This window comes from Pseudomonas sp. TE12234 (genome assembly GCF_054061835.1).
Genome location: NZ_JBSSEP010000027.1, coordinates 12,225 through 23,590 on the forward strand (window position 1 = coordinate 12,225; position 11,366 = coordinate 23,590).

The 11,366-nt window shown below is 60.0% G+C and carries 10 protein-coding genes; 7 read left to right on the plus strand and 3 right to left on the minus strand.

The window, feature by feature from the left end:
* The first annotated feature begins 67 nt into the window (after nucleotides 1-67).
* The 7 genes from ACVWYU_RS28555 to ACVWYU_RS28585 are packed head-to-tail and all read left to right on the plus strand — an operon-like array spanning nucleotide 68 to nucleotide 8,513.
* Nucleotides 68-1,690 (plus strand): methyl-accepting chemotaxis protein, encoded by a 1,623-nt coding sequence (locus ACVWYU_RS28555; protein ID WP_457374276.1) that lies wholly within the window; start codon nucleotides 68-70, stop codon nucleotides 1,688-1,690.
* On the plus strand, nucleotides 1,690-2,226 hold the full coding sequence (locus tag ACVWYU_RS28560; RefSeq protein WP_457374277.1) for a chemotaxis protein CheW: 537 nt from the start codon (nucleotides 1,690-1,692) through the stop codon (nucleotides 2,224-2,226). The genes ACVWYU_RS28555 and ACVWYU_RS28560 overlap by 1 nt, the downstream gene beginning before the upstream one ends.
* Nucleotides 2,223-3,494 (plus strand): CheR family methyltransferase, encoded by a 1,272-nt coding sequence (locus tag ACVWYU_RS28565; protein WP_457374278.1) that lies wholly within the window; start codon nucleotides 2,223-2,225, stop codon nucleotides 3,492-3,494. The genes ACVWYU_RS28560 and ACVWYU_RS28565 overlap by 4 nt, the downstream gene beginning before the upstream one ends.
* Nucleotides 3,491-4,174, plus strand: coding sequence for a chemotaxis protein CheW (locus ACVWYU_RS28570; RefSeq protein WP_248914462.1), 684 nt, complete (start codon nucleotides 3,491-3,493; stop codon nucleotides 4,172-4,174). The genes ACVWYU_RS28565 and ACVWYU_RS28570 overlap by 4 nt, the downstream gene beginning before the upstream one ends.
* The gene (locus tag ACVWYU_RS28575) at nucleotides 4,171-6,456 is read left to right on the plus strand and encodes a response regulator (RefSeq protein ID WP_457374279.1); all 2,286 of its coding nucleotides are present in this window, start codon (nucleotides 4,171-4,173) and stop codon (nucleotides 6,454-6,456) included. Before ACVWYU_RS28570 ends, ACVWYU_RS28575 begins: the two co-directional genes overlap by 4 nt.
* A complete protein-coding gene (gene cheB, locus ACVWYU_RS28580; protein ID WP_457374280.1) occupies nucleotides 6,453-7,463 on the plus strand; it encodes a chemotaxis-specific protein-glutamate methyltransferase CheB in 1,011 nt (336 codons plus the stop codon). Before ACVWYU_RS28575 ends, cheB begins: the two co-directional genes overlap by 4 nt.
* Nucleotides 7,464-7,511: 48 nt before the next feature.
* The gene (locus ACVWYU_RS28585) at nucleotides 7,512-8,513 is read left to right on the plus strand and encodes a response regulator (protein ID WP_248914464.1); all 1,002 of its coding nucleotides are present in this window, start codon (nucleotides 7,512-7,514) and stop codon (nucleotides 8,511-8,513) included.
* Between the two features lie 194 nt (nucleotides 8,514-8,707).
* Here ACVWYU_RS28585 and ACVWYU_RS28590 read toward each other — a convergent pair whose 3' ends face one another.
* Genes ACVWYU_RS28590 through ACVWYU_RS28600 form a run of 3 tightly spaced genes read right to left on the minus strand, consistent with a single transcriptional unit; the run spans nucleotide 8,708 to nucleotide 11,365 of the window.
* Nucleotides 8,708-9,772: a hypothetical protein gene (locus tag ACVWYU_RS28590; RefSeq protein ID WP_457374281.1), complete on the minus strand. Its 1,065-nt coding sequence runs from the start codon at nucleotides 9,770-9,772 to the stop codon at nucleotides 8,708-8,710.
* 3 nt (nucleotides 9,773-9,775) lie between these two features.
* Entirely contained in the window at nucleotides 9,776-10,273 is a 498-nt protein-coding gene (locus ACVWYU_RS28595) for a hypothetical protein (protein WP_457374282.1), read from the minus strand.
* A 27-nt stretch (nucleotides 10,274-10,300) separates the two neighbouring features.
* A complete protein-coding gene (locus ACVWYU_RS28600) occupies nucleotides 10,301-11,365 on the minus strand; it encodes a hypothetical protein (RefSeq protein ID WP_457374283.1) in 1,065 nt (354 codons plus the stop codon).
* Between the last annotated feature and the right edge of the window lies 1 nt (nucleotide 11,366).

Genomic DNA, 11,366 nt, shown 5'->3' on the forward strand with positions numbered 1-11,366 from the left:
TCTTATAAATGAAACACCGCCCTCGGCTATACTCCCCAGCATTTGAAATGGCCCCCGAGGACTGACTGTGAAGAACTGGACGTTGCGCCAACGCATTTTGGCGAGCTTTGCGGTAATTATCGCCATCATGCTGTTGATGGTCGTCGCCTCTTATTCACGGTTATTGAAAATCGAGGAAAGCGAAGCCAGCGTGCGTGATGACGCGTTGCCGGGGGTGTATTACAGCTCGATGATTCGCGGCGCCTGGTCCGAAAGTTTCATTCAGACCCAGGAGTTGCTGGGTTTGAAGCAAAGTTCGGGCATCAGTAAAGAAGATGTCGAGGATTACAAAAAATACGAAGCGCGTCTGCAGGAGGAAATCAGTAACTATCGCGGCACGATCACCACCGATGAAGACAAAGTCGAGTTTGCGGCCTTCGAAAAGATTCATGCCGATTACAACAATGCGTTAGCGGCTGTACTCGACTTGCATAAGCGCAATCAGGCAGCAGACGCGATCAAGACGTTTAATGAGCAGCTGATCCCGGCCTGGATGGCAGGCCGCATGAAGCTTGATGACATCATCCACGAAAACAAAGTGGTGGCAGACAAGGACATAGTGGCCATCGATAACGCGGTGGTCACGGCAAAAATCAGCATGGGCATCTCTCTGCTGGTTGCCGTACTGGCTGCCGGCCTCTGCGGCCTGCTGTTGATGCGCGCGATCATGGCGCCGATGAACCGCATCGTCAGCATCCTCGAAGTGATGCGCACCGGCGACCTCAGCAATCGTCTGAACCTGGAGCGCAAGGACGAATTCGGTGCCGTCGAAACCGGCTTCAACGACATGATGACCGAACTGACCTCGCTGGTGTCCCAGGCCCAACGCTCGTCGGTGCAGGTCACCACGTCGGTCACCGAGATCGCCGCCACGTCCAGGCAGCAACAGGCCACCGCCACCGAAACCGCCGCCACCACGACCGAAATCGGCGCGACCTCCCGTGAAATCGCGGCCACTTCCCGTGATCTGGTACGCACCATGACCGAGGTCTCCACCGCTGCCGATCAGGCCTCGGTGGCCGCCGGTTCCGGGCAGCAGGGGTTGGCGCGCATGGAAGAAACCATGCACTCGGTAATGGGGGCGGCCGATCTGGTCAACGCCAAACTGGCGATCCTCAACGAGAAGGCCGGCAACATCAATCAGGTGGTGGTGACCATCGTCAAAGTCGCCGACCAGACCAACCTGCTGTCGCTCAATGCGGCGATCGAAGCCGAGAAGGCCGGGGAGTACGGCCGCGGGTTTGCCGTGGTGGCGACCGAAGTGCGGCGTCTGGCGGACCAGACCGCCGTCGCCACCTATGACATCGAGCAGATGGTGCGCGAGATTCAGTCGGCGGTGTCGGCCGGTGTGATGGGCATGGACAAGTTCTCCGAGGAAGTGCGCCGCGGCATGTCCGAAGTGCAGCAGGTCGGCGAACAGCTGTCGCAAATCATCCATCAGGTTCAGGCGCTGGCGCCGCGCGTATTGATGGTCAATGAGGGCATGCAGGCCCAGGCCACCGGCGCCGAGCAGATCAATCACGCCCTGGTGCAACTGGGCGATGCCAGCAGCCAGACCGTCGAATCCCTGCGTCAGGCCAGTTTCGCCATCGACGAGCTGAGTCAGGTGGCCGTGGGGCTGCGTAGCGGCGTCTCGCGATTCAAAGTCTGATGAGCGAACTCACGGCCAAACGCCCTGCCGTGAAGCAGGCGTTGCATGCGTTGTTTCTGGTGTTCCGCATTGGCAGCGAGCGCTATGCCTTGCAAGCCACCGAGGTCGCGGAAGTGCTGCCGCGCCTGCCGCTGAAGCCGATTGCCCACGCGCCGCACTGGGTCGCCGGGGTATTCGCCTGTCGTGGTGCGGTGGTGCCGGTGATCGACTTGTGCGCCTTGACGTTTGGTATCCCGGCCCAGGCTCGAACCAGCACGCGTCTGGTACTGGTCCATTACCGCGCGGATGAACGCGCCGCGCCGAAATTGCTCGGGCTGATTCTGGAACAGGCCACCGACACCCTGCGTTGCAACCCGGCGGATTTTCAGCCCTACGGCCTCGATAACCGCCAGGCGCCGTACCTCGGCCCTGTGCGCGAAGATGCGCAGGGTTTACTGCAATGGGTGCGGGTCGCCGACTTGCTGGACGATCCGGTCCGCGCGCTGCTGTTCCCGTCGCCACCGCTGGATCTGGCGCTGCTTGAGGAGCGGTCATGAGCGGTGATCAGCGGTTTTTCGATTTCCTCAAGGAACGCATCGGCCTCGACGTCACCTCCGTGGGGCCCGCCATCATCGAGCGTGCAGTGCGCCAGCGCAGCACCGCGTCCAATGCGTTGACCACCGATGAATACTGGCAAACCTTGCAGGGTTCCCGAGACGAACAGCAGGCGCTGATCGAAGCGGTGATCGTCCCCGAAACCTGGTTTTTCCGTTACCCGGAGTCCTTCGCCACCCTGGCGAAACTGGCGATCAAACGCCTGTCCGAAATCAATAACCTGCGAGCTTTGCGGATTCTCAGCCTGCCTTGCTCAACCGGCGAAGAACCCTATTCGATTGCCATGACGTTGCTGGATGCCGGGCTCATGCCGCACCAGTTCAAGGTCGACGGCATGGACGTCAGCCCGCTGTCGGTGGAAAAAGCCCGGCGCGCGCTCTACGGCAAGAATTCGTTCCGTGGGCAGGATATTGCCTTTCGCGACCGGTATTTCGTGGCAGAAAACGACGGGTTTCGCCTCGATGGACGGGTGCTGGATCAAGTGCGTTTTCAGGTCGGCAACGTGCTCGATCCGGCGTTGCTCGCCAACGAGCCGCCCTACGACTTCGTGTTTTGTCGCAACCTGCTGATCTATTTCGATCAGGACACGCAAAAGCAGGTTTTCGAAGTGCTCAAGCGCCTGACCCACGTCGACGGTGTGTTGTTTATCGGCCCGGCAGAAGGCAGCCTGCTGGGACGGTTCGGCATGCGCTCCATTGGCATTGCACAGTCCTTTGCCTTCAGCCGTCATCACGCGGCGGAGCCCGAACCTTTACCGGCCATGGTTCCTGCGCCATTGCCTGTGCCGCGACCGGTGCGCAACGTGGTGCCGGCGCCAGTACACAGACGCCCGTTCGCGTCCGTGGCGCCGACAGCGCATACGGCAAAAACTGACGGCGCGGACGCTGCCACGCTGCTGGCCAACATCGCTTCGCTGGCCAACGAAGGCAAGAGTGCCCAAGCCCGTGCCGCGTGCGAAAGTTACTTGCGTAGCCACGAACCTGTGGCCCAGGTGTTTTACTGGCTCGGGTTGCTCAGCGATGTGGCCGGCAGTGTCCTGGAAGCCCAGGGTTTTTATCGCAAGGCGTTGTACCTCGAGCCGCAACATCCCGACGCGTTGATGCACCTGGCAGCCTTGCTGCAATCCCAGGGCGACACCGTGGGAGCCAGACGATTACAGGACCGCGCCGCCCGCAGCGAGCGCGCCGCTGACAGTGAGCGCAAACGATGATCGCCTCCGCCACCTTTAGCGTCACCCGTGAAGATGCCCAGGCCATCGATGATTGCTGGAACCGTATCGGTATCCATGGCGACAAGTCCTGCCCGCTGCTGAGCGAACACATTCATTGCCGCAATTGCGCCGTGTATTCGGCCGCCGCCACGCGCCTGCTGGATCGTTATGCCTTGCAGCAGGACGACCGCTTGCAGGTGTCCAGCGCCGTGGAGAGCGAGGTGAAAACCCGCTCACTGTTGATGTTCCGCCTCGGCGAAGAATGGTTGGGCCTGGCCACTCGCAGTCTGGTTGAAGTTGCGCCACTGCAAGCGATTCACTCGCTGCCGCATCAGCGCTCCGGCGCCTTGCTCGGCGTGGCGAACGTGCGCGGTGCGCTGGTGGCGTGCCTCTCGTTGGTCGAATTGTTGGGGCTCGACAGCATCAGCAATGTCGCCCCCGGCACTCGGGTCATGCCGCGCATGCTGATCATCGCCGCCCATGGCGGGCCCGTGGTGGTGCCGGTTGACGAAGTGGACGGCATTCATGCCATCGACGAGCAGATCCTTGATGCGGCCTCGCGCTCCGGCACCCAGGCCAGTGCCCGGTACACCCGTGGCGTCTTGCAATTCAGGGGGCGCAGCCTGCGTTGGCTGGATGAAGAGCAGCTGTTGTCCGCCGTGACCCGGAGCCTCACATGACCCCCGAGCAGATGCGCGACGCCTCTTTGCTGGAACTGTTCAGCCTCGAAGCCGAGGCCCAGACCCAAGTGCTCAGTACCGGTCTGCTGGCCCTGGAGCGCAATCCGACCCAGGCCGACCAACTCGAATCGTGCATGCGCGCGGCACACTCGCTCAAAGGCGCGGCGCGGATCGTCGGTGTCGATGCCGGGGTCAGCGTTGCCCACGTGATGGAGGACTGCCTGGTCAGCGCCCAGGAAGGCCGCCTGCTGCTGCGTCCCGAACACATCGATGCATTGCTGCAAGGCACCGATTTGTTGATGCGTATCGCGACGCCGAGCAACGCTCCGGTACCGGCGGATATCGAGGCCTATGTCGCCCTGATGGGACGCCTGCTTGATCCGGCGGCGGCTGCCGTACCGGTCACGGCAACGGCTGCATCCCTGGTGGCAGAGCTTCAACTTGAAGAGCCTGCGTCCCTTGCCGAAGAACCTGCTCCTGCCGTCGAGCCGATTGCGCAAGCGCCGAAAAAGTCCAGGCGCACCACCGAGAATGGCGAGCGCGTGTTGCGAGTCACCGCCGAGCGGCTGAACAGCCTGCTCGACCTGTCGAGCAAATCCCTGGTGGAAACCCTGCGCCTCAAACCGCACCTGGCCACCATGCAGCGTCTCAAGCGCATCCAGAACAACAGCCTGCGAGCACTGGAAAACCTCAACGTCCATCTCAAGGAGCACGCCCTGAGCCTCGAAGCCCGGGAAGCCCTCGAAGATGCGCGTCGACTGTTGGCCGAGTCCCAGCAATTGCTGGTGGAAAAAAACGCCGAGCTGGATGAGTTCGCCTGGCAGGCCAGCCAGCGCGCGCAGGTGTTGTACGACACCGCGCTGGCCTGTCGCATGCGGCCCTTCGCTGATGTCTTGAACGGTCAGGTGCGAATGGTCCGCGACCTCGGGCGCAGCCTCGGTAAACAAGTGCGTCTGGAAATTGAGGGCGAGAAGACCCAGGTTGACCGCGACGTGCTGGAAAAACTCGAAGCGCCGCTGACGCACCTGCTGCGCAATGCGGTCGATCACGGTATCGAAACCCCTGAACAACGGCTGTTGGCGGGCAAACCGGCCGAGGGCGTGATTCGCTTGCGTGCCTCCCATCAGGCGGGCTTGCTGGTGCTGGAACTGAGCGATGACGGCAACGGCGTCGACCTTGAGAACGTCCGCCGCAGCATCATCGAACGCCAATTGTCCCCAGCTCAAACCGCTGCCCAGCTCAGCGAAGAGGAGCTGCTGACTTTCCTGTTCCTGCCGGGTTTCAGCCTGCGCGACACCGTCACTGAAGTCTCCGGACGCGGTGTCGGTCTGGATGCGGTGCAGCACATGGTCCGCCAGTTGCGGGGCGCGGTGGTGCTGGAGCAGACGGCGGGCGAGGGCAGTCGCTTTCATCTGGAAGTGCCGCTGACCCTGTCGGTGGTGCGCAGTCTGGTGGTGGACGTCGGCGGAGAGGCCTATGCCTTTCCGCTGGCCCACATCGAGCGCATGTGCGATCTGGATTCGGCCGACATCGTGCAGGTCGAGGGTCGTCAGCATTTCTGGCATGAAGGCCGGCACGTTGGCCTGGTGGCGGCCAGTCAGCTGTTGCAGCGCCCGGCGAATCAAGGCCAACAACAGACTCTGAAAGTCGTGGTGATCCGCGAGCGCGATACGATCTATGGGGTGGCGGTCGAGCGCTTTATCGGTGAGCGGACCCTGGTCGTGTTGCCGCTGGATGAGCGTCTGGGCAAGATCCAGGACATTTCTGCCGGGGCCTTGCTCGACGACGGTTCGGTGGTGCTGATCGTCGATGTCGAGGACATGCTGCGCTCGGTGGACAAACTGCTCAATACCGGGCGCCTGGAGCGCATTGCCCGACACGGCAACCAGGCCGCCGAGGCGGCCCGCAAGCGGATTCTGGTGGTCGATGACTCCCTGACCGTGCGTGAGTTGCAACGCAAGCTGTTGCTCAATCGGGGCTATGACGTGGCCGTGGCGGTCGACGGCATGGATGGCTGGAATGCGCTGCGCTCGGAGGATTTCGATCTGTTGATTACCGACATTGATATGCCGCGCATGGACGGCATTGAACTGGTGTCGCTGTTGCGTCGGGACAATCGCCTGCAATCGCTGCCGGTGATGGTGGTGTCTTACAAGGATCGTGAAGAGGATCGTCGTCGTGGACTGGACGCTGGAGCCGACTATTATCTAGCCAAAGCCAGTTTTCATGACGACGCCCTGCTCGATGCAGTGGTTGAGCTCATAGGAGGAGCGCGGGCATGAAAATCGCCATCGTCAACGACATGCCCATGGCCGTGGAGGCGCTGCGCCGGGCACTGGCCTTCGAGCCGGCGCACCAGGTGATCTGGGTCGCCGCCAACGGCAGGGAGGCCGTGCAAAAGGCTGCCGAACAGACGCCGGATCTGATTCTGATGGACCTGATCATGCCGGTGATGGACGGGGTGGAGGCCACGCGGCGGATCATGGCCGAAACCCCGTGCGCCATTGTCATCGTCACCGTGGATCGCCAGCAAAACGTGCACCGGGTGTTCGAAGCCATGGGCCATGGTGCTCTGGATGTGGTCGACACCCCGTCCCTCGGTGCGGGTAACGCCCAGGAAGCGGCGGCGCCCCTGCTGCGCAAGATCATGAACATCGGCTGGCTGATCGGCGACAAGGGCCAACGGGAGCGGCCGGCACCGAGTCCGTTGCGCGGTTCGGCCTCGGCCAAGCGCCTGATCGCCATCGGTTCCTCGGCGGGTGGGCCGGCGGCGCTGGAGGTCTTGCTCAAGGGCCTGCCGAAGGATTTCTCCGCCGCCATCGTGCTGGTGCAACACGTTGATCAGGTGTTCGCCGCCGGCATGGCCGAATGGCTCGGCAGCGCCAGCGGTCTCAACGTGCGCCTGGCTCAGGAAGGTGAAACGCCGCAAAGCGGCACGGTTTTGCTGGCCGGCACCAATCACCATATTCGTTTGTTAAAAAACGGCACGCTGGCTTACACCGCCGAGCCGGTCAACGAAATCTATCGGCCTTCCATCGATGTGTTTTTCGAGAGCGTGGCCAATCACTGGAACGGCGATGCAGTGGGCGTTTTGCTCACCGGCATGGGGCGTGATGGTGCACAAGGGCTTAAACTCATGCGCCAGCAAGGCTACCTGACCATCGCGCAGGACCAACAAAGCAGTGCGGTGTATGGCATGCCGAAGGCGGCCGCGGCCATCGACGCCGCCATGGAAATTCGCCCGCTGGAAAAAATAGCGCCACGATTGCTCGAGATTTTCCCCAAATGACGACTTTTCCCGGCAATCCTGGCCCAGGCAGTATTCAGGTGAACGCACATGACTGATTTACAGCTCGACGACTTCAAGACTGACGAAAACGCCGCCATGGTGCTGTTGGTGGACGATCAGGCAATGATCGGCGAGGCGGTGCGCCGCGGGTTGTCGAACGAAGAAAACATCGACTTCCATTTCTGCGCCGACCCGCACCAGGCTGTTGCCCATGCGGTTCGCATCAAGCCGACGGTGATCCTTCAAGACCTGGTCATGCCCGGTCTGGACGGCCTGAGCCTGGTGCGCGAGTACCGCAATCACCCGGCGACCAAGGACATCCCGATCATTGTCCTGTCGACCAAGGAAGACCCACTGATCAAGAGCGCGGCGTTCGCGGCCGGGGCCAACGATTACCTGGTCAAGCTGCCGGACAACATCGAACTGGTTGCGCGCATCCGCTATCACTCGCGCTCCTACATGACCCTGTTGCAGCGGGACGCTGCGTATCGCGCCTTGCGCGTGAGCCAGCAGCAGTTGCTCGACACCAATCTGGTGCTGCAGCGCCTGATGAACTCCGACGGCCTGACCGGGCTGTCGAACCGTCGGCATTTCGATGAATACATGGAGCTTGAGTGGCGCCGATCCCTGCGCGAACAGAGCCAATTGTCGCTGCTGATGATCGATGTGGATTACTTCAAGACCTACAACGACACCTTCGGCCATCTCGAAGGCGACGAGGCCCTGCGCAGGGTCGCCGCGGCGATCCGCGATGCCAGCGCCCGGCCTTCGGACTTGCCGGCCCGTTACGGCGGTGAAGAGTTCGCCCTGGTCCTGCCCAACACCTCTCAGGGTGGCGCACGGCTGGTGGCGGAAAAACTACGCATGACCATCGAAGCCCTGAAGATCCCGCACATTTCCCCGACCGAAGGCTCCAGCCTGACCGTCAGCATCGGCCTGTCGACCATCACCCCGGCAGCAGGCAGCCATTGCCGCGAATTGATCTCGGCGGCGGATAAGGGGCTGTATCTGGCGAAGAAGAATGGGCGTAATCAGGTGGGGATCGGGTGAGTCCGGCGTTTTCCAGTCCGACATACCCCAGTGGGCGAGGGGGCTTTGATGAGGGAGCTTTCCCTGTCAGGACAGCGAAACTGTCCCCCGCATTCTTTCAGGTATCTGGCGCTATCAGAAATTTCCTAGTGCACCTTATATAACGCCTTTGCGCCAAGCGTTCGCCCTCAGAGCCCCGTTCCCGGGCATCGGCATCAATCGACATAGGTCACGTGTCCCGCCATCAGGTTCGGCCGCTCGAACGTATCGATCTCCTCGACGCGCTGGTGCATGTCATTGACGACCTGCTTGAACGTCGCGTCGTCCATGTCGATCCAGTAACGCGGGTTGCGGCCGGTGAGGCGGTCGTATTCGGCGGTGGTGGGGTCGAGGTGGCGGTATTCCTCGTATTGCGGCAGGTCCGGCAGCGGGCGGCTGACGTTCATGTAGTTCTGGATGAAATCCCACAGGGCGCAAGGCGGTTGGACGTCGGGTCCGGGGCACAGCAGCGCGCCGAAGTTGATCATGATGTTGCGGTAGCGATGGGCGAGGTACAGCACATTCAACGGCATGCCCTGACTGTCCGGGGACGTGGCGATGTAGGCGTCAAACTCGTAGAACGGCGCGGTGAGTTCACCGATGGTGCCGTTCTTTTTATATTCGCCGTTGTTTTTGTAGTCGAAGACCGTGACCAGGCCGGTGCGGCGGTTGAGTTCCCAGATGGGGCCTCGGGAGGGTTTTATCCAGAGGTTGGGGAAGTGCTTGATGACGAATGAACCGATGGCCCAGGAGAGAAGTGGTAGGCCGAGAAGCCAGGAAAATACTTGGATAAATATAACTTTGGTTGACTCCCAAATAGGATCATTTCCTGTTGATACACCTAAAAAGTAGGCGGGAATACTGACAATAAAAAGCAGAAAGAACGAAAAGCGTCCTACTCCTTGCATGTATATCCAGAAGTGGGAGCTTGCAGGAAGAAGTGCATATCTAAAGCATTCATGGTTATCCCTCATGTGAAAATCAATATGCTCGAATGGGCTCGGAGCATAAGTGCCTTTGGCTATTTGCTCTTCACGCTCTCTCTTCAGTTGCTCCTGATTTCGAAGGTCTCGTGGCGAGTAATCCTCCACAAAACTCACGGGCGTTACTTCATCAGCACTCCCCCAAGGCAGTCTGACCTTGGCAAAACGCATGATCCATGGCCGCTCAGTGGATTGCTCTTGCACGGGCACTTCGGTCGACCCATAGGCCGTCTTGGCGTAATACGATTCCTGGGTCATTTGTTAGCGCCTCGTGATCTTATTTGTCACTTCATCTGCCCAATAAAGTTCACCCTCACTGCCGAAGTTGGGTTTTATATGGGTGGCATCAAACGGCGTGCCGTCCTTCGGGGGTGGCGCAGGAAAGTGCCAGCGTTGATGGTGCTGCTCCAGTACGCACTGAGCCCGGACTTGCCATTGATGGGCGATACCGGAGGAACCTGTTACCGGGTCGAAGGCGTAGCTCGCTGGCGTTTTGAAAAACAGTTCCAGACCCTGCGGCAGCAGCCGTTGGGCATTGGGTGGGACGAGGCGGCTATCGATCAGCTTAGTGAACGGTACGGTTTCACTTTTGAGGCGGCCACCTTTGAGTTCAAAGGTATTAAGTCGACAGTGGGCATTGATGTTGAGCGTACCCAGGTTACCCATTAAGCCCGGCAAATTACTTTCAATGCGAATGCAGGTATTGGACGAGATCACTGGAAAAGGCGTCCTGGCGCGAAAGTCATGTTTAGCGTTCATTTACCGCATGCCGCACTTTTTCGTCGATCAATCGACATAGGTCACATATCCCGCCATCAGGTTCGGCCGCTCGAACGTATCGATTTCCTCGACGCGCTGGTGCATGTCATTGACGACCTGCTTGAACGTCGCGTCGTCCATGTCGATCCAGTAACGGGGGTTGCGGCCGGTGAGGCGGTCGTATTCGGCGGTGGTGGGGTCGAGGTGGCGGTATGCTTCGTATTGCGGCAGATCCGGCAGCGGGCGGCTGACGTTCATGTAGTTCTGGATGAAATCCCACAGGGCGCAGGGCGGCTGGACGTCGGGGCCGGGGCACAGCAGCGCGCCGAAGTTGATCATGATGTTGCGGTAGCGATGGGCGAGGTACAGCACATTCAACGGCATGCCCTGACTGTCCGGGGACGTGGCGATATAGGCATCAAACTCGTAGAACGGCGCGGTGAGTTCACCGATGGTGCCGTTCTTTTTATATTCGCCGTTGTTTTTGTAGTCGAAGACCGTGACCAGGCCGGTGCGGCGGTTGAGTTCCCAGATGGGGCCTCGGGAGGGTTTTATCCAGAGGTTGGGGAAGTGCTTGATGACGAATGAACCGATGGCCCAGCATAGAAGTGGTAGGCCGAGAAGCCAGGAAAATAGTTGAATAAATAAGGTTTTCGTTGACTCCCAAATAGGCTCATATCCTATAGATATAACTGCGAAGTAAGCGGGGATACTGAAAACAAAAAGAAGAAAGAACGAAAAGCGTCCTACTCCTTGCATGTATATCCAGAAGTGGGAGCTTGCAGGAAGAAGTGCATATCTAAAACTTTCGTGATTATCCCTCATGTGAAAATCAATATGCTCGAATGGGCTCGGAGCATAAGTGCCTTTGGCTATTTGCTCTTCACGCTCTCTCTTCAGTTGCTCCTGATTTCGAAGGTCTCGTGGTGAGTAATCCTCCACAAAACTCACGGGCGTTACTTCATCAGCATTACCCCAAGGCAGTCTGACCTTGGCAAAACGCATGATCCATGGCCGCTCAGTGGATTGCTCTTGCTGGGGCACTTCGGTCGCCCCATAGGCCGTCTTGGCGTAATACGATTCCTGGGTCATT

Coding starts and splice junctions, on each gene's coding strand:
- ACVWYU_RS28560 (WP_457374277.1), top strand. CDS start 1,690: ATGAGCGAACTCACGGCCAAACGCCCTGCCGTGAAGCAGGCGTTGCAT.
- ACVWYU_RS28565 (WP_457374278.1), top strand. CDS start 2,223: ATGAGCGGTGATCAGCGGTTTTTCGATTTCCTCAAGGAACGCATCGGC.
- ACVWYU_RS28570 (WP_248914462.1), top strand. CDS start 3,491: ATGATCGCCTCCGCCACCTTTAGCGTCACCCGTGAAGATGCCCAGGCC.
- ACVWYU_RS28575 (WP_457374279.1), top strand. CDS start 4,171: ATGACCCCCGAGCAGATGCGCGACGCCTCTTTGCTGGAACTGTTCAGC.
- cheB (WP_457374280.1), top strand. CDS start 6,453: ATGAAAATCGCCATCGTCAACGACATGCCCATGGCCGTGGAGGCGCTG.
- ACVWYU_RS28585 (WP_248914464.1), top strand. CDS start 7,512: ATGACTGATTTACAGCTCGACGACTTCAAGACTGACGAAAACGCCGCC.
- ACVWYU_RS28590 (WP_457374281.1), bottom strand. CDS start 9,772: ATGACCCAGGAATCGTATTACGCCAAGACGGCCTATGGGTCGACCGAA.
- ACVWYU_RS28595 (WP_457374282.1), bottom strand. CDS start 10,273: ATGAACGCTAAACATGACTTTCGCGCCAGGACGCCTTTTCCAGTGATC.
- ACVWYU_RS28600 (WP_457374283.1), bottom strand. CDS start 11,365: ATGACCCAGGAATCGTATTACGCCAAGACGGCCTATGGGGCGACCGAA.